Raw genomic sequence first — 23,856 nt, forward strand, 5'->3', positions numbered from 1 at the left:
GGCCGGCCCGTCATCACGGTCATCGCGAGCCTCCAGTCATGCGCCCGTCTCCTCGGGGAGCGCGCGGATATCCGATCCGCGCTCGTTCCGGGACGCCGTCGCCGGGGACCATAGGCCGGGCGGCGGGGTCGAGGATAGCGTCACCGACGCGAAGCGTGGGCCACCGCGTCTCATGCAGGTTTCGCGCCGGGTCGCCGCCGCCGCGTCGCATCTGCGAGGACATGGCCCGTCGCGGCCCTCGCCCAGCAGAACGCGACGCCACGCGCGCCCTGGACGGGTGGAAGGCGGCATCCCATAGTGGCGCGCCGGTGCGCTCGGGCCGGCGAGGCCGAGCGATGCGTGTCGTACGGAGCCGGTTGTGGGAGAGACTATGCAGAGCGAGACGGTTTTGGGTCGCGAATCCGGCGGACGGGTGGATCCGCGGGCGCATCCGAACGCGGTGAAATTCTTTCGCGGCGTGTTGGCGAGGGTGACGCAGCGCACCGTTCGGACCAACGTCGAAACGTTCGAGGGTCGCTGCCGCGCCTGGTGGACCGAAGAACTCGCGTACGGCGAACCGATCATCTCCTATGACGGCGTGATCTTTCCCTATGTCTCCCGCCGGTCCGAACATCGCGTTCGCTGCCGTGACAGCGAGGGGGATCAGGCCGCCGAACCGTTGCCGGTGTTGGAAGGACAGGTGACCTGTAATTACCGGATCGACGATGAGGGCCGCGTGGTCATCTGGTATCTCGCCGATACATTGCAGCATTTCAGCGAGGTACACGGCGCGCGCCAGCTCGTCGATCTCCTGCGCCGCGGAATCTCCATCCGCTGACGCCACCGCCACCGCCCATGCCCACGCCCGCGGCGCCAGGTCGGATGCGTGTCCCGCATGGCCGAGTCGCTTCGCGGCTGTCGCTGCTTGGCCGAGGCGCGCCGCTCTAGGTCTCCCCGGCGAGACCGCGCAGGGTCTCGAGAAGCGCCGCCTGCACCATGATCGGCCCCGCCTCGCGGCGTTTGGCGTGACGCCGCGCGCCGGGAAGGCGGACGCCCGGCATCGCGGCGAGACGGTCGATGAAGGCGTCCGCACGGGCGCGCGTGCCCGGTCCCCCGATCGCCTCGGGATCGAGAGCCAGCAGGAACACGCCGCCCGGCGGCATGCCGCTGCCCTCCGTTCCTACAGCCGCAAGATCGCTGAACAGGTCGCCGACGACCCCGCCCGAGAGCAGCTCTACCATCAACGCGATGGCCGAGCCCTTGTGCCCGCCGAACGGAAGTTGCGCTCCGCCCGAGAGAATGGCGGCCGGATCGCGCGTCGGCCGCCCTTCGGCGTCGATCCCGACGCCCGGGGGAACGCGTCGCCCGTCGCGCGCCGCGATCTGGATTTCGCCGCGGGCGATCGCGGAGCTCGCGAGATCGATGACGACCGGATCGCCGCCGTCGCGCGGATAGGCGAAGGCGAGCGGATTGGTGCCGAACACCGGCCGCGTCGCGCCGAACGGGGCGAGATAGGGAAGGTTCGCCGTGCAGGCGAGCGCCGCGAACCCGCGCGCGGCGAGCCATTCGACCTCCGGCCAGAGCGCCGCGAAATGCTGCGAGTTGCGGACCGCGAGAACCGCCGCGCCGAGCGCGGCCGTCCGCTCGGCGAGCGCCGGCAAGCCGATCCGATAGGCCGTCGGCGTCACCCCATGATCGCCGTCGACGACGACGACCGCCTTCGGCCCCTCGAGAAGGCGCGGGCGAGCGCTGCCGTTGGTGAGGCCGGTCTTCATGGCTTCCACGTAGCCCGGAATGCGAAAGACGCCGTGCGCCTCGGTGTCGTCGCGCTCAGCGGCGCAGACGGTGTCGGCCACGGCGAGGGCGTTGGTCTCGTCGGCGCGATGGCGGCGGAGGACGGCGACCACGAGGGCGTGCAGGGCGGCATGGTCGATCGGCCGCCGGGCCGGCTTTTCGGCGTCGGCATCGGCGTCGGCAGGGGCGAGGCGCAACGCGGCAATCTTGTGGACCTCGTCGAGCGCGGTGCGGAACTCGGCCTCCGGCGTCCCGTCGACGCGGGCGCGGAAGGCGCGCAGGATCGCCGCCCGGTCGAGGCCCTTGACGGCGATGATGAACGGGAAGCCGAAGCGCACCACATAGCGCGTGTTGAGGGCTTGGAAGGCGGCGAACTCCTCCTCGGTGCACTGGTCGAGGCCGGCGCCGCTCTGTTCATTCGCCGAATGGGCGGTCAGCGAGCGGGCGCCGAGCCGGTTTGCGAGGTCGGGATGGGCGCGGAGCAAAGCGAGCTGTGCTTCCGTTCCCGCGCGCTCCACGATGCGGCGGAAGACTGGGGCGAGCGCCTCGTCGAGAGCGATGCCGCCGTCCCAGGCGCGTTCGGCGACCCAGGGGCTGTGCTCGTAGATCGCCCCGTATCGGGTCACGAATTCGTCGCGTGTCACGAAGCCTCCCCTCGCCGCGCATGGCCGCGGGGCAATTTAGTCGCCCGCCGGCCGGGGCGCCGCAAGAGGCGGGTACGGGGAAATCGTCTCGTCCCGCTCCTCAAGGTTGCGCCGGCGCGTTCCCAAGCGGCCGAAGATTTGCATAGGATCGATCGGTCGAGGCGAGCCGCCGGGGAGACGATGGGCAGCGTGCACGATTTCCTTGCGCTCTTTATCCGCTGGGCGCACGTGGTGGCGGCGATCTCCTGGATCGGCTCGTCTTTCTATTTCATGTGGCTCGATGCCTCGCTCAAGCGCCGGGCCGGGATGCCGGCCGGGGTGAAGGGCGAGAACTGGACCGTCCATGGCGGCGGCTTCTACCACACGCAAAAATATATGATCGCCCCGGCCGAGATGCCGGACGAACTCCACTGGTTCAAGTGGGAGAGCTATTCGACGTGGCTGTCAGGTTTCGCGCTGCTGGCCGTCGTCTATTGGATGAACGCGCCGCTCTATCTGATCGACCCGTCGAAGGCCGATCTCACGGTGTGGCAGGCCGTGCTCTGGTCGGGCGGCGGCCTCGCCGTCGGCTGGGTCGTCTATGACGTGCTGTGCCGCTCGCCGCTCGCCGAACGCCCGGCGGTGCTGTTCGGCGTGCTCTTCGTGCTGATCACGGCGGTGTCCTATTTTTATGGGCACGTCTTCTCCGGCCGTGCCGCCTTCCTTCAGACGGGGGCGATGATCGCGACGGCGATGACCGGCAACGTGTTCTTCGTCATCATCCCCAATCAACGCATCGTGGTCGCCGACCTGAAGGCCGGCCGCACGCCCGATCCGAAATATGGGGCGATCGCGAAGCTCCGGTCGACGCACAACAATTATCTGACGCTGCCGGTCATTTTCCTGATGCTGTCGAACCATTATCCGATGACGTTCGGCCACCCGTCGGCCTGGGTCATCGTCGCCTTCGCGCTGTGCCTCGGCGCGATCGTCCGCCATTGGTTCAACACCTATGAAAGCGGTGCGAGCGGGCTGGCGATCGCCTGGCAATGGCCGGTGGCGCTGGCGCTTGCCGTGGGGATGACGATGTTCGCCAGTGCCGGCCGCAACACGGCTGATATGATCGCCAACGCCTCGGCCGGGGAGGGGGGCGGCGAAGCTCACCTCAACAGCGCCTTGGACGCGGCGGCGTTCGCCATCGTCGAGCGCCGTTGCGCGACGTGTCATGCGGCGAATCCGACATTCGCGGGCTTCGCGGCGGCGCCCGCCGGTGTCGTGCTCGATACGCCCGAGGCGATGCGCCGCCGGGCCGGTCAGATCGTCGCCCAGGCGGTCATGACGGAGGCGATGCCGCTCGGAAACATCACCGAGATGACCGAGGAGGAGCGCGCCGCGCTCGGCGCATGGGCCGGCGTCTCGCGGTAGCGGGCCCTTGGCGCGGCGGCGCTCGGCCGTCGCGCCGCGCTCGGACGGACGAGCGCTCTAGAAGCCGTCCGACAGCAAAAGCGCGATGATCACCAGCCCGACGAGCACGAGGAACCAGCGCCAGATATTGGCGGCGCCGCTGATCGGTTCTTCCACGATCGGCGCGTCTCGGCTCGCCTGGCCGAACGAGGAGGGTGGCGTGTAGGTCATTGGCGTGGCGCGCGCCGGTTCCGCCTCCTGGCGCATGGCGGGCTCGTCACCGGCGGCGGGTCGCTCGGTGGTCGCCTCATGGCCGATATAGGCGCCGGTCGCGTCGGTCATCGGGCCGCTGGTCGCCTCGGTCATCGGGCGAGGGGACGGCTCGACGGACCGCGTTTCGGCGAAGGCAGGCTCCAACTCGGCCCGTTCCGCCTCGCGCGCCATCGCCTCGGCCTCGATCTCGGCCCAGGGGCGCGACGCAACGACAGCGGCGGCCGGCGCGGCGTCCGCCAGGGCCGGCTCGGGATCGGCCTCGCGCTCGTGCGGGCCTTCGATGTGGAGCTGGAGGCGGGAGAAGAACTCGGCGACGAGGGTGCGCGCGGCCGGGTCGAGCACGGCGGTTTCGAGGGAGCCGATCTCACCGCGCAATGAGATGGTGAGGTGATAAGCGAGGTTCGTCGTCCACCCGTCGATCGCGGCGAGGGCGACGTGCGCATTGCCGCGCGCGGTGCCGTTCTCTCCGGCATTGGCCTCGCCGCGGATCGAGTATCCGGCCGGCCGATCCTCGTTATAGACCTCGATCGAGATGACGGGATCGATGCGCAGCGGGCCCACTTTGAGCCCGGCCGTCATCTCGTAACTGTCCTCGTCGAGTTTCCTAAGCGCATGACATCCGGGGATGGCTTGCCGTAGTACGACGGGATCATGCAACGCATCATAGACGGCAGTCTGCGATGCCTTGATGACCTTCTCACCCGTGAGTTCCAATTTCTTGCCTCGCCCCGCCCCGATAATGCGAACATAGGAACGTGCCTTTATGCCGTCAAAGCGAGCCGACGTCTGCCCCATCTGCTCCGGTGTGGAATTTGTCGCCGGGCCGAAGGGGCGCATGTCGCCGGCAGGGACGCCGCCGCGTTGCGCGCATTGCGGCGCGCTCGAGCGCCACCGCGCCTTTCGCTGCGTGTTCGAGGCGATCGCGCCGGCCTTTGCCGGAATGAAAGCGCTGCAATTCAGCGACGACTCGTCCGCGGTGCGGGACGGCTTCGACGTGTTCGAGGTCTCCTCCTATGGCGGATCGAATCATCTCGACATGGCGGCGATCGATCGGCCCGACGCGTCCTATGATCTCGTCATCGCCAATCACGTGCTGGAGCATGTTGCGGACGACCATGCCGCCCTTCGCGAGCTGGCGCGGGTCGCCGGACCGGACGGTGTCGTGTTCCTTTCGGTGCCGGACCTGTTGCGGATGGAGGCGACGGTCGAATACGGCGCGCCGCGGGCCGACAAGCACGGGCATTATCGCCTCTATGGTCCCGATATCGCGGAACGCTGGCGCCGGGCTGTGCCGGATTGGGCGGGTCTCGGCGTCGTCGCCGTCGATCCGGTGACGGGGGCGGAGGATCGCGCAACGCTCCTCGCGCGGAGCGGCGCACGGCTCGACGCGCTCGCCGGGCGCCTCGCAAAGGCCGGTTACGCGCCGTTCGACGCGTTCGCCTGACGGCCGCCTCACATGGCCGGGGCGAGCGCCGCGTCGAGCTTCGGGACGGGGCTCGTCGATGCGGGTTCGGGCTCGATGCCGGACCAATTGCCGTCGGCGGTCCTGACATTGCCGGCAATGTCCTCCTCCCAGAACGTCACGACGTTGGGCGTGATGTTGAGATAGAGCTTGCCGTCGACGATCCGCCACAGGTTCGGATTGCCCGGCACCTTGCCGCCTTGGGCGACGCCATAGGCGCAATGTCCGTCGAATTGCGGCGCGTAGCGGGCCGGATTGGCCTCGAACCGTGCGAGATTGTCGGCCGAGGCGAATGCGAAGGTCGCGCCGTTATAGGTCGTCGTGAATTGCTTCGAACCCGGCTGCGCGGGCGGCTGGTTCTGCCCGACCGGGGCTTGCGTCATGTCGAAATAGGCGACGACGTCATAACCGGAATTGGCGAATCCGCTCGCGTTCACGTACTGCTCGCCGGCAAGAGCCGCTCCAGCGAGCGTTGATAGGGTGACGGCGAGCGACAGAAAAAGGGCCCGTCTCATCGCGATTTCCTCCTGGCGATGCCGCACCGACGGATTCGGTGTGACATAGTGAGAGTTGCGATGCCCGCATGGTGCACGCAAATCACGAGGGTTCACCATTCGGCTCGGCGCGGTGATCGCGCCGTGTCCGGCGAAACGGCGATACGAGACCATTCGATCGGGAAGGGATTGAACGTGCTGCAGGCGCTCAACGACTGGCTTACGAAAATTTCCCACGCCGGAGAGGGGGAGGAGCATTTCTCGGTCGCCGATCCGCGGCTGTCGGTGGCTGCGATCCTCGTCCACATCGTCGCCGTCGACGGTGTCGTCACCGAGGACGAGAAGCGGCGCCTGCGCGAGGTGCTGAGCCAGCATTATGCGCTGTCCCCGAAGGAGACCGAGGAGCTCGTCGAAGAGGCGACACAGCGCGACGACGAGGCCGTCGACCTCTACAGCTTCACGTCGGTCCTCAAGCGCGAGCTCGATGAAGACGGCCGTCGCGAGGTGGTCGAACTCATGTGGGAGATGGTCTACGCCGACGGCGAAGTGTCCGAGTTCGAGGACAATATCGTCTGGCGCGTGGCGGAGCTGATCGGCGTCACCTCGCGCGATCGCGTGACCATCCGCAAGAATATCGAGGCCAAACGGGACGCGCGGTGATAGCGTAAAGGCTATTCGTCTGCTACGTTTTTAGCCCATGACCAGTTTCGCAGCACCTCCTCAACCGGCCGAGGGCGCGGTCAAACGCGAACGGCCCATCCTCATCATCCTTCATCAGGCGCATTCGACGCCGGGGCGCGTGGGGCACATGCTGGTCGAGCGCGGTTATCGGCTCGACATGCGCCGTCCCGCACTCGGCGACACCCTCCCTTCGTCGACGGCGGACTATGCCGGCGTCGTCATCTTCGGCGGCCCGATGAGCGCGAACGACACCGATGCGTTCGTCAAGCGCGAGATCGACTTCATCGACGTCCCGCTCAAGGAGGAGACGCCGTTTCTCGGCATCTGCCTCGGCGCGCAGATGCTCGCCAAGGCGATCGGCGGACGCGTCGGTCCGCATCCGAACGGGCAGGTCGAGATCGGCTATTATGACCTCACGCCGACCGAGGCCGGCCGGGACCTGATGGATTGGCCCGCCAAGGTCTATCAGTGGCACCGCGAGGGCTTCCGCACGCCCGACGGGACCGAGCGCCTCGCGAGCAGCCATCATTATGAGGAGCAGGCCTTCCGCGTCGGTCCGTGCGCCTATGGGCTGCAATTTCACCCCGAGTTGACGCTCGCGATGATGTATCGCTGGACGACGCGGGCGAGCGAGCGGATGAAGTTGCCCGGCGCCCGCCAGCGACGCGACCATTTCTCCGGCCGCGCGATCTACGATCCGCCGGTGAAGGCGTGGCTCAGCCGGTTCCTCGATGGTTGGACCGAGGCGGGCGAGGCGCGCAACGTCTCGGCGGCCGAACCGGCGCTGAAGCTCTCCGCCTGATCGGCGGATTTCCGATCCAAAGGGGCCGGCGCCGTCAGACGGCTGCCGGCACCGGATTGCGGATATAGCCGCCCTCGGTGATCGCGCCGGTCCAGTCGAGCGCGTAGGGGCCGGACATCACGATCCGCCCGTCGACCAGGCTGATCGACAGCGTTCCGCCCGGCAGCGTCACGTCGACTTTCGGATCGAGACGGCCGAGACGGTTGCCGACCGCGGCGATCGCGCAGGCGGCCGTCCCGCAGGCCCGCGTGGGGCCGACGCCACGTTCCCACACCACGGCGCGGACCGATGACGGGCCGTCGATCGTCGCGAACGAGATGTTGGCCCGCTGCGGAAACGCCGCGTGCGTCTCGAAGCGCGGCCCGACGGTGGTAAGCGGCACCACGTCGATGTCCGGGACGAAGAAGACCGCGTGCGGATTGCCGACATTGACGCAGGCCGCCGGCCCGTAGGCTGCGAGATCCGCCTCGTCGAACGTGAGGGCGAGCGGGTCTCCCGCGCCGTCTGCCAGCGGGATCGACGCGGCGTCGAAACGCGGCGGGCCCATGTCGATCGCGATATTGGCGCCCTCGGCGCGCCAGGCGCGGAGGGATCCGCCGGCGCTCGCGATCCGCACCTCGGGGCCGCCAGTCTCGTCGAGGAGGAGCGCCGCGACGCAGCGGGCGGCGTTGCCGCACGCCTCCACCTCGCCCCCGTCGGCGTTGATGATCCGCATCGTGGCGACCGACGGCGCCTCGGCGGGCTCGATCACGATGAACTGATCGAAGCCCGGACCGTTCTCACGGTCGGCGAGGGCGCGGATGCGGTCCGCCGACAGGGTGAGCGGATGGCGCCGCGCATCCACCACCACGAAGTCGTTGCCGAGGCCGTTCATCTTGCGAAATGGGATCATCGTCGTGCGCGTCTCGTGTTTTCGCCGATTACATAGGGGCCGATCGGCACCATCGCACGTCGCCATAACGCAGCGGGGAAGGCGATGCACCCTTCCGTCGGCGTGAGGCCCGGCCTCGCGACGTGGATGAAGATCGCCGAGCCGCCCCGAACGACGCGCGGGCGCTGGTTGTGATCCGTCACCATGACATAGTCATAAAGCGCGTCCTCGCGCATCAGCCGCTCGTGCGATCCGGGCTCCGGCAAACGGCAGGCGCGATTGTAGGTCGCGAAGCGGCCGAGATCGTCGCCCCATCCGTCGGCCGGTCCGACACGGCGGGTCGGGATGGGCGACATCGCCCGCGAGCGGGTCAATAATGCGAGCGGAACGATGCGCGCCCGCGGGCTCGCGCCGTCGCCCTCGCGCTTCAGCGTCTTAATTCCGCCGCGCCCGATCGCGACGATGTGATTGCGCCCGGCGCAGGTGAGGATCGCCTGTCGCGGCCGACCCGGTGCCGGACGGACCACGGCGACCGCGTAAGGCCAGGCATTTCCGGGCCTTTTGCGGCGTTTGCGGGGCGTGCGAATGGGACGCGGAGGGCCCCATGGGCCGCGCAGACGCGCCCCCTCGAGAAGATTTTTTTGCATGTACGACGCGCGGAATGCTCGTTTGCGGCGGATCGAGACCCCACACTAGGCGGGTAAGGATCAATCGACCAGGGGAGGCAGCGGTGACGAAACGGACCATCCTGATCATCGACGACGATGAGGATTTGCGAGAGGGGCTCTCGGAACAGATCGGACTTTACGAGGAATTCACCCCCCTCGCGGTCGACACCGCCGCAAAGGGCGTCGCCGCAACGAAGACCAACGACGTGGCGCTCGCGATCGTGGATGTGGGTCTGCCGGACCTTGATGGACGCGAAGCCGTCCGACTGATGCGCACGGCGGGCTTCAAGGCGCCGATCATCATGCTGACCGGCCACACGACCGACGCCGACGCGATCGTCGGCCTCGAGGCGGGCGCCAACGACTATGTGGCGAAGCCCTTCCGTTTCGCGGTGCTCCTCGCGCGCATCCGGGCGCACCTGCGCCAGTTCGATCAGAGCGAGGACGCGACCTTCGCCATCGGCCACTATATGTTCAAGCCAGCCTCGAAGATCCTGATGGAGCCCGACGGACGGCGCGTGCGGCTCACCGAGAAAGAAACCGCGATCCTCAAATATCTTTACCGCGCCGGTGAAAAACCGATCACGCGGGACGTTCTCTTGCACGAGGTGTGGGGCTACAACTCCGGCGTCACGACTCACACGCTGGAGACTCACATTTACCGTCTGCGCCAAAAAATGGAAAAGAACCCCGCGTCGGCGGAGCTGCTCGTCACCGAAGGTGGCGGCTACAAGCTCATGCCGCGGACGGCGTCACTCTAAGTGAGTCTCGCCCGTCACATGGCGGTGATGCGCAATGCGCCGTTTCTGCGCGTCCTCAGCGACGACGCGCTGAAGCTGCTTGCGTTCGCGAGCGACCCCGTCAATCTCAAGCCGCGCCAGAGCCTGTTTGAAGCGGGCGAGCCGGCCGAGGGCGCCGTTCTGGTCCTCGGCGGTCAACTCCGCCTCTACGGCATGGCGAACGGGGTGGCGCCCCGCGTCGCCGGCGTCGGCCAGCTCATCGACGAGCTCGCCCTCGTCGTGCCGACACAGCGCAGCGTGAGCGCGGTGGCACAAACCACCTGCGAGCTGCTTCTCCTCCCCCGCAGCCAGATGCTGAAGATCCTGGACGAGTACCCGGACGCCGCCGCGCAACTTCAGGGGCTCCTCGCTCAACGGACGTCCGCCTTCATGGCCGAGGTGGAAAATCTAACGACCCGCTTGCGCAAAGCCTGACACGGCCGGCGCGACGGGTCGCAGCAGATCGCGCGCCGGAATGCGGCGACACTGGGGCGGAAATAGGTCCGCGGCTTTATAAGTAGACCAGTTCAAGCAACGTGGGCGAAGCCGAGACATCGCGCTTCGCGCGCGTTGCGCTGCGTCCGGCTGCCGATTTCTATACACGGGCGGGTCGACCGCGCGCAGGATCTCGGCTATGAGCAGCCGACAAGAAAACTGTCCTCGTGTAAATTCACGGCGTTCGATTTGGAATGCACGCTCCGTGCGATACGACGCACTACAGCGGGTCGGCGAAAAGGTACTTCGCCGTCGATGCGGTGGTCGCCGGGTTACGATTGGGTAATCGTCCGAATTTATCGCCCAAAAGCCAATTGTGACAGAGTATGGTCGTATCTTCAGTGCCCGAATCAGACACAAGTTGCTTAGCTGACCGATGACGTCGAACATTCTCGCCAAAGCGATCAGCGCCACCCGGCGCACGTTCATCTCCGTCGGAATGTTCAGTTGCGTCGTCAACATCCTGATGCTGACCGGCCCGCTGTTCATGTTGCAGATCTATGACCGGGTGCTCACCAGTCGCAGCATTCCGACGCTCGTCGCACTCGTGATTCTCGTCATCGGCCTCTACCTTTTCATGGGGATCATCGACCTCGTGCGCTACCGCGTCCTGACGCGGATCGGCCATCGCTTCGATGAGCAGGTCGGCCGTGAGGCGTTCCTCGCGCAGGTTTCCGCGCCGATTCGCCTGGGTCCGCTGGCGCTGAAATCCGAGCCGGTGCGCGACGTCGACCAGCTTCGCCAATTCTTCTCTTCGCCGGGCATCACGGCCCTTTTCGACATGCCGTGGATGCCGATCTATCTCGCGATCGTCTACGCGCTCCATCCCTGGCTCGGCTATCTCGCCATCGTCGGCGCGATCATTCTCTTCATCATCGCGATCGCCACCGACCGGGCCGCGCGGCCCGAGATCCGCAAGAGCGCCGAGCTCGCCGCGCAGCGCAATGCGATCGTCAATGCCGGCCGGCGCAATGCCGAAGTTTTGCACGGCATGGGAATGATGTCGGCGATCGGCAACATCTGGGACCGGACGAACGACAGGTTCCTCACCACCAACGCCGCCGCGGCCGACACGATCGGGCTGTCGTCCGTGCTGTCGAAGGTGTTCCGCCTGTTCCTCCAGTCGGCGATCCTGGCGCTCGGCGCCTATCTCGCGATCGAGCAGATCATCACGCCGGGCGCGATGATCGCGGCGTCGATCATCATGGGGCGCGGCCTGCAGCCGGTCGAAATGGCGGTGCAGAACTGGCGCGGCATGCTGTCGGCGCAGCAATCGTATCGGCGGCTCAAGCAGCTCTTCGAACGTCCCGATCCGGTTGAGCCCATCGAGCTGCCGAACCCGCATCGCGATGTCGTCATCGACACGATCAGCGTCATCCCGCCGGGCTCGCGCACGCCGACGCTGTACGACGTTCGCTTCGGCATCAAGGCCGGTACCGCGATCGGCATCATCGGCCAGTCGGGCTCCGGCAAGTCGACCCTCGCACGCGCGATGGTCGGTGTGTGGCAACCGGTGCGCGGCACAGTCAATCTCGACGGTGCGCCGCTCACCCAGTGGAAGCCCGACCAGCTCGGCCGCCATCTCGGCTATCTGCCGCAGGATGTCGAGCTGTTCGAGGGGACGATCGCGGAGAATATCGCCCGTTTCCGCGACGACGCGACCGACGAGAAGGTCATCGCCGCGGCGAAGATCGCCGGCTGTCACGACCTCATTCTCACCTTCAAAGACGGCTACTCGACGATCGTCGGTGAGCAGGGCGCGACGCTTTCGGCCGGCCAGCGGCAGCGCATCGCGCTCGCGCGGGCGCTCTATGACGATCCGTTCCTGATCGTCCTCGACGAGCCGAACTCCAATCTCGACGGCTATGGCGACAGCGCGCTCAACCGGGCGATCACGTTGACCAAGCAGCGCGGCGCGATCGTGGTGGTCGTGGCGCATCGGCCCTCGGCGCTTTCGGCGACGGATAAACTCGCGTTGATCGAGAACGGGCGCCTCGCCGATTACGGTGAGCGCGATGAGGTGCTAAAGAAGGTGATGCGGCGCGAGAAGGTCGACAACATTCGGCCGACCCCGCAGATCCAAGGGACGACGACCCAAGCCGCCCCGCAAGAGCAGGACGGCGCGACCGACGAGGGCGACGATTCGCCGTCGTCCCAGCAGAACGCCTCGAACTGATGGTGGTTTCCGTATGAAGCTCCTCACCTCAAGCAAACCGGAAAAGCGGTTCTCCGGATCGATCCGTCGCTATGTGCTGATGGGCACGATCACCTGCGCGGTCCTGGTGTTCGGGTTCGGCGGCTGGGCGGCCACGGCGAAATTGTCGTCTGCGATCATCGCTGCCGGTCAGATCGTCGTCGCCTCGAACATCAAACAGGTGCAGCACCCGGACGGCGGGATCGTCGGCGAGATTCTCGTCAAGGACGGTGACGTCGTGAAGGCGGGCGACCTCCTCGTCCGCCTCGACGAGACGCTCGTCGCGGCGAACCGCGCCTTGGTGGACGGGCAGATCATCGCGATGGAAGCGCGTCTTGCCCGCCTCGAGGCCGAGCGGGACGATGCCGAAGAGATCACCCTTTCCGAGGAGCTGAAGCAGCGCGGCGACGATACGCTCGTCAAGCAGGCGATCGCGGCGCAGGAAAAGATGTTCCACGCCCGCAAGGCGACGGTCACCGGACAGGTGGACCGGCTGAACGAGCGGGTGAAGCAGCTCGACCAGCAGATCGACGGCCTGACGGCGCAGCGCAAGGCGAAGGAAGGCGAAATCAAGCTGATCGACGATGAGCTCGAGGTGCTCCAGGGCCTTTATGATCGCGGCCGCACCACGCGCGACAAGATCGTGAATCTGCGCCGCAACCGGCTGCGCCTCGAAGGTGAGGCGGGCGAGTTGGAATCGCAGATCGCCATGGCACGCGGGAAGATCAACGAGACCGAGCTCGAAATCATCCAGATCACGACCGACCAGCGCGAGAAGACCTTCACCGAGATCACCGAGATCGAGCCGGAGCTCGCCAATCTCAAGGAAAAGCGCGTCGCGGCGGACTTCCAGCTCAAGCGGATGGACATCTTCTCGCCGTCCGACGGCACCGTGTTCGAGTCGATCGTCCACACCGTGGGCGGCGTCGTGCAGCCGGCCCAGACGATCATGCAGATCGTCCCCGATTCCGACGTTCTGGTGATCGAGGGGCGGATCGCGCCCGCCGATGTCGACGAGGTGAATGTCGGCCAGGAGGCGCGCGTCGTCCTCTCCGCCTTCGATCACCGCACGACCCCGCAGCTCAACGGGCACGTCTCGTTCGTGTCGGCCGAGGCGAGCCGCGACGAGCAGACCGGGCTGCCCTTCTATCTCCTGCGCGTTTCGCTGGACGACAAGGAGCTCGACCGCCTCCCCGAGGAGCTGGAGATGATGCCGGGGATGCCGGCGGAACTCTATGTGTCGACCGGCGGCAAAACCGTGGTCGGCTATCTGATGCATCCGCTGACCGAGCAGATCCGCCGCGCCTGGCGCGAGAGCTGATCCGCGCACGACCGACCGTTCGAGAAAGGCGCCTTCGGGCGCCTTTTTTCTTGGTCGGCGGCCATCCCGGCATCACAATCCGATCCGTCCACGCTGATCGGGGCCGTCAGGTGTCGCGGGCGGCGGCTTCCACCGCGAGGCGTTCGCGCACCTCCTCCTCGACATCGTCGACCTCCGCCACGACATCGTCCGACATGACGACATCCGGGGCGACATCGTCCGGCGCCCTGTCCTCCGGCGCGCGGCGGACGAAGGGACGCGGCGTCACCTCGCGCCATTTCCGGTGCCCCTCGGCGAGCCCCTCGATGCGCTGCATTTCAAGGCGCTCGCGGTCCCATTTGCGGACCATGATCTCCGTTTCCTTGGCGTCCGTCGCCTCCATGCCCAGCGCGACGAGGGCGTCGCGGCCGAAGCGGATCGCCCCGTCGAAGGTCTCGCGCCGCTCATAGTCGACATTGTGGGCGGCGAGGGTGAGGGAGTGGCGGCGGTCGAACGAGCGCGCGAACAGCTTGGCGTGCGGAAACTGCTCGCGCACCAGGTCGACGATCATGTTGGTCTTCTCCGCCGGAGTCGTGAGCACGGCGATCATCCGGCAGCGGTCGGCCCGCGCGGCGCGCAGCACGTCGAGCCGGCCGCCATCGCCATAATAGACGCGGTTGCCGAACCGGCGCGCCTCCACGACGCGGTTCACGTCATTGTCGAGGATCGTGAGGTCGTGGCCGGCCGCGAGCAGCATTTGCGACACGACCTGCCCGAAGCGCCCGAAGCCGATCACCAACACCTCACCCTTGGCGTCGGAGAAATCCTCCTCGGGCTCGGCGACGGGCCGCTGACGGGCGAGGAATGGAGCGACGAAGCGCACGAGGAACGGGGTCGTCACCATCGACAGGGACACGACGGCGATGAGGAGGCTCGCCATCTCCTGGGTCATGACGCCCTGGGTGGCGGCGGTCGTGTAGAGGACGAAGCCGAATTCGCCGCCTTGCGAGAGCAGGATCGCCGATTTCGCCGACGTCACGTGATCCCCGCCGAACACGCGCACGAGGAAATAGACGACGATCCCTTTCGCCACGAGAAGGAAGGCGAGGCCGAACAGGAGGAGAAGGGCGTTGTCGGCGACGACCGAAAGGTCGATCAGCATTCCGACCGAAAGGAAGAAAAGCCCGAGAAGGACGCCGCGAAACGGCTCGATATCGGCTTCGAGTTCGCGCCGATAGTTGCTTTCGGCGAGGAGCACCCCGGCGAGGAAGGCCCCCATCGCCATCGACAGGCCGACCGCGACCATTGCCGTCCCCGCCGCGATGACGACGAGGAGCGTCCCCGCCGTCATGATCTCGGTGCCGCCATAGCGGGCGAGGGTGCGGAAGTACGGCGTCAGCAGATAGCGCCCGCCGATGACGATCCCCCCGATCGCAAGGAGGGCGACGGCGATGCTCTGCGCCGCCTCGATCCCCTCGATCTCCCCGCCCGGCGAGACGAGGCGCACGACGACGAGGAGCGGCACGATCGCGATGTCCTGCATCAGAAGGACGGCGAAGGTCTTCTGTCCGTAGGGCAGGCGCATCGCGCCCCGCTCCTCGATGATCTGCATGACGATCGCGGTCGAGGAGAGGGCGAGGCCGAGCCCGGCGACGAGCGCGACCTGCCAGTGCGTCCCCTGGACGATGAGGGGGAAGAGCATGATCACCAGCGCGCAAGCGACGACCTGAAGCGCGCCGAGGCCGAAAATATCGCGCCGCATCGACCAAAGCCGCCGGGGCTCGAGCTCGAGACCGATGAGGAACAGCAGGAAGGCGATGCCGAGCTCGGCGAACTGCATCACCTCGTCCGGCTCTTCGACGATGCCGAGAATGCCGGGGCCGAGGATCACCCCGGCGCAGAGATAGCCGAGCACCGGGCCGAGCCCCAGGCGCTTGAAGAGGGGGACGAAGATCACCGCCGCCGCGAGGACCGCGATGGCGATCAGAAAGGCGGAGGTCGGATCGTCCTGCATCTGCGTTGATCCTATGACGGCCAGAGGCCGACGGCGTTAGGCGATCTCCGAGGCGATGTCGATCGTGTCGCGCACGCCGATATCGTCGACGTGATTGTCGAGCCATTCCCGCGCCGATTCTTGCCCGATGTCACGCACATAGCGCAGAAAGCGCCACTCCCCGTTCATCTTGGAGGATGCCGAGAGCGGGTTGAGCGCGGCGCTCGCGATCCGGTGCACGCGGACGCGTCGATACTCCTCCGGGTCGAGCTTGCCCTCGTCGATCAGCCGGGTGACGAAGCGGACGGCGCGCAATTCTTTCAGGAGCGAGGCGTTGAAGGTGATTTCGTTGACGCGGTTGACGATCTCCCGCGCCGTGACCGGCGTTTCGTGCCGCTCGATCGGATTGATCTGAACGAGGACCGTGTCGGCGGTCTCCGTCTCGTAAAACAGCGGAAAGAGCGGCGGGTTGCCCATGAAGCCGCCGTCCCAATAGGGCACGTCGTCGATGAAGACGGGGCCGAAGACCTGCGGGATGCAAGCCGATGCGAGGAGCGCGTCGACTGTGACGGCGGCGCCCGAGAAGATCCGAACTTTTCCGGTCCACACATTGGTTGCGGCGACGAAGAGCTTCATGTCGCCACAGCTCGCGATGAGATCGGTGTCGACATGGCGCTCCACGATCGGGCGCAACGGGTTGATGTCGAGCGGGTTGCTGTAGGCCGGCGAGACGATGCGCGAGGCGATATCGTAGGCGAGATAAGCGGGCGAGGAATCGAGGCTCCAGTTCCCGAACGCGCGGTCGAGAAGGGTGCGCTGGAACGGGCTGAATTGCGCCGCCTTCGAAACGTCCTTCCAGAACGCGGTGAGCGCATCGGCCGCGGCCGCGGTGCCGCCCTTCATGTAGCCGGTTAGGAGGACGGCGGCGTTCATCGCGCCGGCGGATGTCCCCGTCACGGAGTCGATCGCGACATCGTCGCGCTTCAGGATCTCGGTGAGGACACCCCAGGTGAAGGCGCCATGTGCGCCGCCGCCCTGCAATGCGAGATTGATTCGCTTGCGGTTCATCGGTTCCCTCGTCGTTGGCGTCGCTCGGGCCGGAAAATCGTGGTCTCGTCGCGGGAGAGGCAATGATCACGCCAGCTGGCGGCGGAAAGGCGCCGCGTCAGCACGCGTTCGCGTTCGCGGCGCATCGACGTGCTCGTTCCGTCAACGATTGGCCGAGTGCGAAGCTGTTGTCGATGGTGAAGCGGACGACAACCGGAAGATGGTCGGATTCCGTCGGCGCCTCGGTGCCGGCCGAAACGACGTGGATGCCGCGGGAGACGAGCACGTTGTCGATCGGCAGCCCCACCCAGAAGGGAATGGTGTCCAACAGTTTCGGATGCATCCAGGTCGGGCCGATCCCGCCGACGGGCGACGTGCCCGATCGCGCAGCATAGCGGCGGACCGACGCGCTCCACGGCGCGGCGTTGAAGTCGCCGCCGATCATCACCGGCCAGTCGAGAGTGCCGAGCGTCGGCGCGAGTGCGTCGACGACCTCCCACTGGCCGTGCGGCCACGGCCACGACAGATGCTGCGCGACGAGCGTCAGTTCCGCCCCGTCAATCTCGATGCGTTGGGCGAGGAAGCCCGATTCCGGGCGGCAGATCGGCGGTGCGCCAATGAAGGGATGGCGCGACAGGATGGCCTGGCCCGGCGAATAGCCGCTCGCTTTGCACAGGCGCTGGAAGGGGTAGAGATCCCGCACCTCGGCAAACCGGGCGGCGCCGGTCTCGGTGACTTCCTCCAGCGTCACGATGTCGGGGGCGACCGTGCGGATCCGGTCGAGCGCGGCGTCGAGATTGGCGCCGTGAAAGACGTTCATCTGAAGGAGCGTGTAGGTCTGCGGCTGGGCCGAGGCCGTGGAGCCGTAGGTGGTGACATAGGGCGACACCGTCCACAGCGCGGCCATCGCGACGATCGTCGCGAGCCCGCCGACGAAGCGGGACGCCCCGCGCGCGGCGAACACCGACATCAGCCCCGCGATCAGCGTGACGGCGCCGAGCTGAGCCCGAAAATGGGCGAAACTGTCGAAGAAAGGGTGAGCCGGTCCCAGGAAGCCGAGAATGAGCGGAACGCTCGCCAACACGGCGACCAGAGCCAACAATGCTCCCAGCCATCTAGCCAATCGGATTCGCCATCAAATCAAAGCGGTGTGCACCGCGACCAACATGCTTCGCTTGCAATCCGGATACGCGATCGGCCCGTCCGTCGGATGCGCCCGATCGCCGCTGCGATGCGCTCATACGCGTCTGTACGGCGCAGGTCTTGCCTCGGAGGCGCGGGCCTGCGTTGCGGCCCGCGCCTCATCACGATTTCGCGAGCGTCGAGGCCCGCGGTGCGGCTTTATTCCGCCGTCCATCCGCCATCGACCGGCAGCATGGCGCCGGTGATCGACGCGGCCGCGTCCTGACACAGGAACACGGCGAGCGCGGCGACCTGTTCCACCGTCACGAACTGCTTCGTCGGCTGGGCGGCGAGGATCACCTTCTCCTTCACCTCTTCTTCGCTCATGCCACGGGCGCGGGCGGTGTCGGGAATCTGCTTCTCCACGAGCGGCGTCCAGACGTAACCGGGGCAGATCGAGTTGACGGTGATGTTGTCCTTCGCGACCTCGAGCGCGACGGTCTTCGTGATGCCGGCGATGCCGTGCTTGGCCGCGACATAGGCGATCTTGTCGGGCGAGGCGACGAGGGCGTGCGCCGAGGCGGTGTTGATGATGCGCCCCCAGCCGGCTTTGCGCATCAGCGGCACGGCGTGCTTGATCGTATGGAACGCCGATGACAGGTTGATCGCAATAATCGCGTTCCACTTGTCGTCCGGGAACTCCTCGACCGGCGCGACATGCTGAATGCCGGCATTGTTGATGAGAATGTCGCATCCGCCGAGATCGGCAGCGCATTGTTCGATCATGCCGGCGATTTCGTCGGCCTTCGTCATGTCGGCGTTGGAGTAGACCGCTTTGACGCCTGCCGCTTCGAGGCCCTTGCGTTCTTTCTCGATCGCGGCTTCGTCACCGAAGCCGTTGATCATGACATTGACGCCTTCGGCCGCGAGAGCCTTGGCGTAAGCGAGGCCAATGCCGGAGGTGGAGCCGGTAATGACGGCGGATTTTCCCTTGAGCATAATCGAAATCCTCTGACGCGATCAGCGCGACACTACCGCCGTTACCGCAACGCACAAGAGCAAGTGACGTTGTCCGAGCGGTGGCGGGTCGATATATCGGGCAATACGGAACATGCCACGTCGCACACGGACATTGAGGGCGCCATGAACGTCGCAGCACGCATCAGCCAAAGCGGGCCCCTTCCGCGTCGCCGGTCGATCCCGGTCGATGTCGGCGGGGTCACGGTCGGCGGCGGCGCGCCCATCGTCGTCCAGTCGATGACGAACACCGACACCGCCGACATCGCCGCCACCGTCACGCAGGTGGCCGCGCTCGCCGCGCAGGGCTCGGAACTCGTCCGCATCACCGTCGACCGGGACGAATCGGCCGCCGCCGTGCCGAAGATCCGCGATGCGCTCGCCGCGCGCGGGGTCAACGTCCCGCTCGTCGGCGACTTCCATTATATCGGCCACAAGCTGCTCGCCGATCATCCGGCCTGTGCCGAAGCGCTCGCCAAATACCGGATCAATCCGGGCAATGTCGGCTTCAAGGCCAAGCGGGACACGCAGTTCGCCTCGATTATCGAAATGGCGGCGCGGTACGACAAGCCGGTCCGAATCGGCGTCAATTGGGGCTCGCTCGATCAAGAGCTTTTGACCACGCTGATGGATGAGAATTCCCGCTCGGAGACGCCCGTCACCGCGGCCGCCGTGCTGCGCGAGGCGATGGTGGTCTCCGGCGTCTCCTCGGCCGACCGGGCGGTGCAGCTTGGTCTGCCGGCGGACCGGATCCTGATTTCGGCGAAAGTGTCCGACGTTCAGGAGCTGATCGCCGTCTATCGCGACCTTGCGGCGCGTTGTTCCTACGCGCTGCATCTCGGTCTCACCGAGGCGGGGATGGGCTCGAAGGGCATCGTCGCCTCCTCCGCCGCGCTCGGCATCCTCCTCCAGGAGGGGATCGGCGACACGATCCGCATTTCGCTGACGCCCGAGCCCGGCGGCGACCGCACGCTCGAGGTGAAGGTCGCCCAGGAGCTGTTGCAGACGATGGGCTTCCGCGCCTTCCTGCCGGTGGTCTCGGCGTGCCCCGGCTGCGGCCGGACCACTTCGACGGTGTTCCAGGAGCTCGCCCAGGATATTCAGGGCTATATCGGCGAGAAAATGCCGGTCTGGAAGGCCGACTATCCGGGCGTCGAAACGATGAAGGTCGCCGTGATGGGCTGCATCGTGAACGGCCCCGGCGAGAGCAAGCACGCCGATATCGGGATTTCGCTCCCCGGCACCGGCGAGCAGCCGTCCGCGCCGGTTTTCATCGACGGCGAAAAGCGGATGACGCTGCGCGGCGCCGGCATCGCCGACGAGTTCAAGACCATCGTCGAGGATTATGTGATGAAGCGTTACGGCGCGCGGGACGCCGCGGAGTAGACCAAGCTCCCGCACGTGTGGCGAGACCGTTCGGACCGCTCAACCCGGTTCGCGCGTGGTCGGGCGCGGGTGTCGGCGTCCGGCCTCCGCGAGCCCAGCACGCCGAGAACGCCGATGTTCCGCATCATCCTGTCCACCGTCACCACCACAATCACCATCGCCGCGATCGCCGGCGCCGCCACTCCCGTTGCGGCGCAGAACGTGCCCGACGCGTGCATGCCGATCGTCGGCACCTTCCTCTATCTGCGGCCGCGCGCGCCCGATGCGATCGAACCGCAGGTCGGCCGCATCCTCTTGTCGCTCACCGACAGCGGCCAGGCGATGATGACCGATTCGGCCCAGGGCGGCGTCTCGGAGCGCTATCAGCCTTTCAGCGAGGCGCGCGGCGGCTGGACCTGCCGGGTCGAGGGCGGCGACCTCCATCTCGATGCCGTTCTCCTCGACTTCACCTTTCCGACAGTCGAAATGCCGGTCCAAAAGCTCGCGCGGGTCGACATCACCGGCGTCTATGACCGCGACGAGGCGACGATGAAGGGCGACACGCTCGTCTCCTTCTTCCCTCTGGACGCCGATCCGTTGAACGGCGAGGCCGGCGAAAATCCGATGCGCTATCGCTTCACGGGCTTCAAGATCGTTCCGCCACACTGACGCGCCGCGGGGACGAATTGCGCTCGCCGAAGCGAACCCTACATCCGTCTCGACCGTTGTGGAGGTGTGTTGAGGAGCGACGAATGGCCGATCCGATGACGATCGAAGACGCGCGCCAGGCCTTGTCCGAGTTGCCGCAATGGACGCTCGAGGACAGCGGCACGGCGATCGTGCGGGACTTGAAGTTCGCCAATTTCAGCGCCGCGTTCGGGTTCATGACGCGGGTCGCTCTGGCGGCGGAGAAGATGAATCATCATCCGGAATGGTCGAACGTCTATAATCGCGTGTCGATCCGCCTCACGACGCACGACACGGGCGGTCTGACCGAGAAGGACATCGCGCTCGCGCGCGTGGTGGATAAGGTGGCCTCATGATAAAGCCGGCCCTCGATGGCGAGATTCTCGGCCCCGAAATGGTCGACGAGGAGGACCAGGAGCGGGTCGAAGCCAAGATCCGCCGCCGCTTCTGGCCGACCTTGCGCAAGGCGGCGCGGCACATCCCGTTCATGCACGATCTGGTGGCGGCTTATTATTGCGCGCTTGACCCGTCGGTGCCGTGGAAGGTGCGCGGCACGCTGTTCGGCGCGCTGCTCTATTTCGTGACGCCGCTCGACGCCATTCCCGATTTCCTGGTGGGCATCGGCTTCACGGACGATGCGACCGTGCTCCTCGGCGCGATCACGATCGTCGCGGCACATATTACGGCCGAGCATCGGCGGCGCGCAGAAAAGGCGCTCGCCGACTGAAGGCGAGCGCCCTGATGACGCGCCGGCAATGCGGACCTCGTGGGCGCTACCAACCTTGCATCATGCGTTTGGTGGGAGCGTCCCAAGGGGCGCGCTCGCTCTCATATCGCGCCTCGTCCGGGGTGACGCCGATATCTTTCAGGAGCCTGTCGTCGAGCATGGCCAATGCGCGACGCTCGCTCCAAAGGTTGAGCCAAAGGCGGGCCATCAGCGCCGCTTTGCGCGATCCCCACCCCACGGGCCACGTGGCCCGAGCCAAAATCTCGTCCATGAGTCGCCTCCTTGGGCTTACTGTGCGATTGATGTGCTGCGATATCGGCGATAAGTGAAACGAAACGTTCTGATCATATTGATCACGGAGATTGATCGTGGCCCGTTCGCTCGATCTGGCAGCTCTTCGCAGCTTTGTGGCGATCGTCGACGCCGGTGGCGTCACGCGCGCGGCCGCACGGCTGAACCTCACGCAGTCCGCCGTGTCCATGCAGCTCAAGCGGTTGGAGGAGTCGCTCGGCCAGTCCCTCCTGGAGCGTTCGCGCAAGGGGATGACGCCGACGTCCAACGGCGAGCTGCTGCTCTCCTATGCGCGGCGCATGCTTGATCTCAATGACGAAGTGTGGGCGCGCCTCACCGACAAATCCTTCGAGGGCGAGCTCGTCCTCGGGGCGCCGCACGATGTCGTCTATCCGCACGTTCCGGAGGTGCTTCGACATTTCGCGCGCGCCTATCCGCGCGTTCAGGTCTCGCTGCAATCGTCCTACACGCATCAATTGAAGGACGCCTTGGCGCGCGGCGAGGTCGACGTGATCCTGACGACCGAGGCCCATCCCGACCGGGGCGCCGAGGTGCTGCAGATCAGCCCGTTGATCTGGGTGGGTGCGCCGGGCGGCAACGCATGGCGCCAGCGTCCGCTGCCGCTCGCCTTCGAAGGGCGCTGCATTTTCCGCTCGGCGGTGCAGCGCGCTCTGGACGATGCGGGAATCCCCTGGGTGATGGCGGTCGATTCGGTGTCGATTCGCACCGTCGAGGCGAGCGTCGCGGCGGATTTTGCCGTTCATGCCGGGATCGAGTATACGCTTCCCCCGCAGCTCGAAGCGATCGACCATGGCGGCGCGCTGCCGACCCTTCCGGCGACGCAGATCGCGCTTTACGTCAACCGCGGTGCGAATGCGGACCTTGCCGAAAAGCTCGCCGATGTCGTTCGTGAAAAGTGGGCCGCTTCGGACGCCGGCTCTGAAATGCGCCAGTTCGCCGCCGAATGAGTTCAAGCCCCAGGCAAGTTCGTCGGTCTAACCAGAGGACAGCTTCGCGTCAGTTCCGGTCGCTTTTCGCCCGCGCCCTCTTGCGGGGACGGGCGAATTTTGGCCGCATCTGAATTACGATCGAGGCCGACAATGCGTCGCGCCTCATTCACCCCTCCTTCAAGTCGTTCGGGTTAGGGTGGCGTCTGTGCCCTCCTGGACACGGTCAAGAACCTTCTGTTCATGGCCAACCGTTAAGGGGGACAGGACTTGACCCTGGTGCGCGACACCTGAAATGGAGAACGCGTGCCTCGACGGACTTAGGACAAGAACAGACATGCGGTCATTCGCAGCCCTCATACTCATCTTCATGTTGCCCTTCTCCGCCGCCGCGCAGGGCGCTCCGACACTCATGGAGCAGTTCGGAGACTGGGAGGCCTACCGCTACGATGCGAATGGGCAGACCACCTGCTACATCCTGTCGAAGCCGAAGACGCTGTCGCCGTCCAATCGCAATCATGGCGACGTCTTCTTCTTCCTCACGACGCGGCCCGCGGAAAACGTCACGAACGAAGTCAGCATTCTGGTGGGCTACCCCTTCGAGCCCGACTCCACCGTGATCGTCGACGTCGACGGACAGGAATTCAGCCTGTTCACGAAGGATGACGGCGCGTGGGTGGAGTCCACGGCGGAAGAGCAGCAGCTCGTCGCCGCGATGCGCGCTGGCCGTGCGATGTCGGTGCGCGGCACGTCGGCCCGTGGTACGAATACGAGCTACAGCTTCTCCCTGTCCGGGGTGACGGCCGGCTCGAACCGTATCTCCAACGGCTGCGATTGATCC

The 23,856-nt window shown here is 66.3% G+C and carries 25 protein-coding genes; 15 read left to right on the top strand and 10 right to left on the bottom strand.

Annotation, left to right across the window (positions count from 1 at the left end; genetic code table 11):
* Nucleotides 1-358: 358 nt before the first annotated feature.
* Nucleotides 359-817 (top strand): hypothetical protein, encoded by a 459-nt coding sequence (locus tag L1787_RS01650; protein ID WP_235706739.1) that lies wholly within the window; start codon nucleotides 359-361, stop codon nucleotides 815-817.
* 106 nt (nucleotides 818-923) lie between these two features.
* On the opposite strand, the gene uraD is transcribed toward L1787_RS01650, so the two are convergent.
* A complete protein-coding gene (uraD, locus tag L1787_RS01655) occupies nucleotides 924-2,417 on the bottom strand; it encodes a 2-oxo-4-hydroxy-4-carboxy-5-ureidoimidazoline decarboxylase (RefSeq protein WP_235706740.1) in 1,494 nt (497 codons plus the stop codon).
* 180 nt (nucleotides 2,418-2,597) lie between these two features.
* Between uraD and L1787_RS01660 the strand changes: the two genes are divergently transcribed.
* A complete protein-coding gene (locus tag L1787_RS01660; RefSeq protein ID WP_304523952.1) occupies nucleotides 2,598-3,821 on the top strand; it encodes a urate hydroxylase PuuD in 1,224 nt (407 codons plus the stop codon).
* 57 nt (nucleotides 3,822-3,878) lie between these two features.
* Here L1787_RS01660 and L1787_RS01665 read toward each other — a convergent pair whose 3' ends face one another.
* Nucleotides 3,879-4,910, bottom strand: coding sequence for an SRPBCC family protein (locus tag L1787_RS01665; protein ID WP_369415043.1), 1,032 nt, complete (start codon nucleotides 4,908-4,910; stop codon nucleotides 3,879-3,881).
* On the opposite strand from L1787_RS01665, the gene L1787_RS01670 reads away from it, so the two are divergent.
* Complete coding sequence (locus tag L1787_RS01670) at nucleotides 4,837-5,517, top strand: class I SAM-dependent methyltransferase (RefSeq protein ID WP_235706743.1); 681 nt, start codon at nucleotides 4,837-4,839, stop codon at nucleotides 5,515-5,517. The genes L1787_RS01665 and L1787_RS01670 overlap by 74 nt on opposite strands.
* Nucleotides 5,518-5,525: 8 nt before the next feature.
* Here the strand turns inward: L1787_RS01670 and L1787_RS01675 are convergent, their stop codons facing one another.
* Nucleotides 5,526-6,050 (bottom strand): YHS domain-containing (seleno)protein, encoded by a 525-nt coding sequence (locus L1787_RS01675; protein WP_235706744.1) that lies wholly within the window; start codon nucleotides 6,048-6,050, stop codon nucleotides 5,526-5,528.
* A 174-nt stretch (nucleotides 6,051-6,224) separates the two neighbouring features.
* On the opposite strand from L1787_RS01675, the gene L1787_RS01680 reads away from it, so the two are divergent.
* Nucleotides 6,225-6,689, top strand: a complete 465-nt coding sequence (locus L1787_RS01680) for a tellurite resistance TerB family protein (RefSeq protein WP_235706745.1) — start codon at nucleotides 6,225-6,227, stop codon at nucleotides 6,687-6,689.
* 37 nt (nucleotides 6,690-6,726) lie between these two features.
* Nucleotides 6,727-7,512 (top strand): glutamine amidotransferase, encoded by a 786-nt coding sequence (locus L1787_RS01685; RefSeq protein WP_235706746.1) that lies wholly within the window; start codon nucleotides 6,727-6,729, stop codon nucleotides 7,510-7,512.
* A 34-nt stretch (nucleotides 7,513-7,546) separates the two neighbouring features.
* Here L1787_RS01685 and dapF read toward each other — a convergent pair whose 3' ends face one another.
* Both dapF and L1787_RS01695 read right to left on the bottom strand, forming a co-directional pair.
* Nucleotides 7,547-8,404, bottom strand: coding sequence for a diaminopimelate epimerase (gene dapF / locus L1787_RS01690; RefSeq protein ID WP_235706747.1), 858 nt, complete (start codon nucleotides 8,402-8,404; stop codon nucleotides 7,547-7,549).
* Entirely contained in the window at nucleotides 8,401-8,910 is a 510-nt protein-coding gene (locus L1787_RS01695; protein WP_235706748.1) for a L,D-transpeptidase family protein, read from the bottom strand. Before L1787_RS01695 ends, dapF begins: the two co-directional genes overlap by 4 nt.
* Nucleotides 8,911-9,113: 203 nt before the next feature.
* Here L1787_RS01695 and L1787_RS01700 point away from each other — a divergent pair, with 203 nt between their 5' ends.
* The 4 genes from L1787_RS01700 to L1787_RS01715 all read left to right on the top strand — a co-directional run bounded on the left by L1787_RS01700 (nucleotide 9,114) and on the right by L1787_RS01715 (nucleotide 13,840).
* On the top strand, nucleotides 9,114-9,812 hold the full coding sequence (locus L1787_RS01700; protein ID WP_235706749.1) for a response regulator transcription factor: 699 nt from the start codon (nucleotides 9,114-9,116) through the stop codon (nucleotides 9,810-9,812).
* On the top strand, nucleotides 9,813-10,265 hold the full coding sequence (locus L1787_RS01705) for a Crp/Fnr family transcriptional regulator (RefSeq protein ID WP_235706750.1): 453 nt from the start codon (nucleotides 9,813-9,815) through the stop codon (nucleotides 10,263-10,265).
* A gap of 436 nt (nucleotides 10,266-10,701) precedes the next feature.
* Complete coding sequence (locus tag L1787_RS01710; RefSeq protein WP_235706751.1) at nucleotides 10,702-12,501, top strand: type I secretion system permease/ATPase; 1,800 nt, start codon at nucleotides 10,702-10,704, stop codon at nucleotides 12,499-12,501.
* A gap of 13 nt (nucleotides 12,502-12,514) precedes the next feature.
* Nucleotides 12,515-13,840, top strand: coding sequence for an HlyD family type I secretion periplasmic adaptor subunit (locus L1787_RS01715; RefSeq protein ID WP_235706752.1), 1,326 nt, complete (start codon nucleotides 12,515-12,517; stop codon nucleotides 13,838-13,840).
* Nucleotides 13,841-13,946: 106 nt separating this feature from the next.
* Here the strand turns inward: L1787_RS01715 and L1787_RS01720 are convergent, their stop codons facing one another.
* From L1787_RS01720 to L1787_RS01735, 4 genes are all read right to left on the bottom strand, one after another.
* Nucleotides 13,947-15,833 carry a monovalent cation:proton antiporter-2 (CPA2) family protein gene (locus L1787_RS01720; RefSeq protein ID WP_235706753.1) on the bottom strand — a complete coding sequence of 629 codons (1,887 nt, stop codon included), beginning with the start codon at nucleotides 15,831-15,833 and terminating at the stop codon, nucleotides 13,947-13,949.
* A 36-nt stretch (nucleotides 15,834-15,869) separates the two neighbouring features.
* Nucleotides 15,870-16,880, bottom strand: coding sequence for a patatin-like phospholipase family protein (locus tag L1787_RS01725; protein WP_235706754.1), 1,011 nt, complete (start codon nucleotides 16,878-16,880; stop codon nucleotides 15,870-15,872).
* Between the two features lie 97 nt (nucleotides 16,881-16,977).
* Nucleotides 16,978-17,958, bottom strand: coding sequence for an endonuclease/exonuclease/phosphatase family protein (locus L1787_RS01730; protein ID WP_235706755.1), 981 nt, complete (start codon nucleotides 17,956-17,958; stop codon nucleotides 16,978-16,980).
* A gap of 242 nt (nucleotides 17,959-18,200) precedes the next feature.
* Complete coding sequence (locus L1787_RS01735; protein WP_255720178.1) at nucleotides 18,201-18,980, bottom strand: 3-hydroxybutyrate dehydrogenase; 780 nt, start codon at nucleotides 18,978-18,980, stop codon at nucleotides 18,201-18,203.
* Between the two features lie 144 nt (nucleotides 18,981-19,124).
* On the opposite strand from L1787_RS01735, the gene ispG reads away from it, so the two are divergent.
* The 4 genes from ispG (at nucleotide 19,125) to L1787_RS01755 (ending at nucleotide 21,777) form a co-directional block, all read left to right on the top strand.
* Nucleotides 19,125-20,384 carry a flavodoxin-dependent (E)-4-hydroxy-3-methylbut-2-enyl-diphosphate synthase gene (ispG, locus tag L1787_RS01740; protein WP_235706756.1) on the top strand — a complete coding sequence of 420 codons (1,260 nt, stop codon included), beginning with the start codon at nucleotides 19,125-19,127 and terminating at the stop codon, nucleotides 20,382-20,384.
* A 114-nt stretch (nucleotides 20,385-20,498) separates the two neighbouring features.
* Nucleotides 20,499-21,032: a hypothetical protein gene (locus L1787_RS01745; RefSeq protein ID WP_235706757.1), complete on the top strand. Its 534-nt coding sequence runs from the start codon at nucleotides 20,499-20,501 to the stop codon at nucleotides 21,030-21,032.
* Between the two features lie 83 nt (nucleotides 21,033-21,115).
* On the top strand, nucleotides 21,116-21,406 hold the full coding sequence (locus tag L1787_RS01750) for a 4a-hydroxytetrahydrobiopterin dehydratase (RefSeq protein WP_235706758.1): 291 nt from the start codon (nucleotides 21,116-21,118) through the stop codon (nucleotides 21,404-21,406).
* Nucleotides 21,403-21,777 carry a YkvA family protein gene (locus tag L1787_RS01755; protein ID WP_235706759.1) on the top strand — a complete coding sequence of 125 codons (375 nt, stop codon included), beginning with the start codon at nucleotides 21,403-21,405 and terminating at the stop codon, nucleotides 21,775-21,777. Before L1787_RS01750 ends, L1787_RS01755 begins: the two co-directional genes overlap by 4 nt.
* Nucleotides 21,778-21,823: 46 nt before the next feature.
* Here L1787_RS01755 and L1787_RS01760 read toward each other — a convergent pair whose 3' ends face one another.
* Entirely contained in the window at nucleotides 21,824-22,048 is a 225-nt protein-coding gene (locus L1787_RS01760) for a DUF1127 domain-containing protein (protein WP_235706760.1), read from the bottom strand.
* 97 nt (nucleotides 22,049-22,145) lie between these two features.
* Between L1787_RS01760 and L1787_RS01765 the strand changes: the two genes are divergently transcribed.
* Nucleotides 22,146-23,036, top strand: a complete 891-nt coding sequence (locus L1787_RS01765) for a LysR family transcriptional regulator (protein ID WP_235706761.1) — start codon at nucleotides 22,146-22,148, stop codon at nucleotides 23,034-23,036.
* A 316-nt stretch (nucleotides 23,037-23,352) separates the two neighbouring features.
* The gene (locus tag L1787_RS01770) at nucleotides 23,353-23,853 is read left to right on the top strand and encodes an invasion associated locus B family protein (RefSeq protein ID WP_235706762.1); all 501 of its coding nucleotides are present in this window, start codon (nucleotides 23,353-23,355) and stop codon (nucleotides 23,851-23,853) included.
* Nucleotides 23,854-23,856: the final 3 nt, after the last annotated feature.

Origin of the sequence: Acuticoccus kalidii (assembly GCF_021556395.1) — a bacterium.
Lineage (GTDB): Bacteria > Pseudomonadota > Alphaproteobacteria > Rhizobiales > Amorphaceae > Acuticoccus > Acuticoccus kalidii.

Excerpts from the sequence above, each read along its gene's own strand:
- L1787_RS01660 (WP_304523952.1), top strand. The coding sequence starts at position 2,598 with ATGGGCAGCGTGCACGATTTCCTTGCGCTCTTTATCCGCTGGGCGCAC.
- L1787_RS01670 (WP_235706743.1), top strand. The coding sequence starts at position 4,837 with ATGCCGTCAAAGCGAGCCGACGTCTGCCCCATCTGCTCCGGTGTGGAA.
- L1787_RS01665 (WP_369415043.1), bottom strand. The coding sequence starts at position 4,910 with ATGCGCCCCTTCGGCCCGGCGACAAATTCCACACCGGAGCAGATGGGG.
- L1787_RS01675 (WP_235706744.1), bottom strand. The coding sequence starts at position 6,050 with ATGAGACGGGCCCTTTTTCTGTCGCTCGCCGTCACCCTATCAACGCTC.
- L1787_RS01685 (WP_235706746.1), top strand. The coding sequence starts at position 6,727 with ATGACCAGTTTCGCAGCACCTCCTCAACCGGCCGAGGGCGCGGTCAAA.
- dapF (WP_235706747.1), bottom strand. The coding sequence starts at position 8,404 with ATGATCCCATTTCGCAAGATGAACGGCCTCGGCAACGACTTCGTGGTG.
- L1787_RS01710 (WP_235706751.1), top strand. The coding sequence starts at position 10,702 with ATGACGTCGAACATTCTCGCCAAAGCGATCAGCGCCACCCGGCGCACG.
- L1787_RS01715 (WP_235706752.1), top strand. The coding sequence starts at position 12,515 with ATGAAGCTCCTCACCTCAAGCAAACCGGAAAAGCGGTTCTCCGGATCG.
- L1787_RS01720 (WP_235706753.1), bottom strand. The coding sequence starts at position 15,833 with ATGCAGGACGATCCGACCTCCGCCTTTCTGATCGCCATCGCGGTCCTC.
- L1787_RS01725 (WP_235706754.1), bottom strand. The coding sequence starts at position 16,880 with ATGAACCGCAAGCGAATCAATCTCGCATTGCAGGGCGGCGGCGCACAT.
- L1787_RS01735 (WP_255720178.1), bottom strand. The coding sequence starts at position 18,980 with ATGCTCAAGGGAAAATCCGCCGTCATTACCGGCTCCACCTCCGGCATT.
- ispG (WP_235706756.1), top strand. The coding sequence starts at position 19,125 with ATGAACGTCGCAGCACGCATCAGCCAAAGCGGGCCCCTTCCGCGTCGC.
- L1787_RS01745 (WP_235706757.1), top strand. The coding sequence starts at position 20,499 with ATGTTCCGCATCATCCTGTCCACCGTCACCACCACAATCACCATCGCC.
- L1787_RS01750 (WP_235706758.1), top strand. The coding sequence starts at position 21,116 with ATGGCCGATCCGATGACGATCGAAGACGCGCGCCAGGCCTTGTCCGAG.
- L1787_RS01755 (WP_235706759.1), top strand. The coding sequence starts at position 21,403 with ATGATAAAGCCGGCCCTCGATGGCGAGATTCTCGGCCCCGAAATGGTC.
- L1787_RS01760 (WP_235706760.1), bottom strand. The coding sequence starts at position 22,048 with ATGGACGAGATTTTGGCTCGGGCCACGTGGCCCGTGGGGTGGGGATCG.
- L1787_RS01770 (WP_235706762.1), top strand. The coding sequence starts at position 23,353 with ATGCGGTCATTCGCAGCCCTCATACTCATCTTCATGTTGCCCTTCTCC.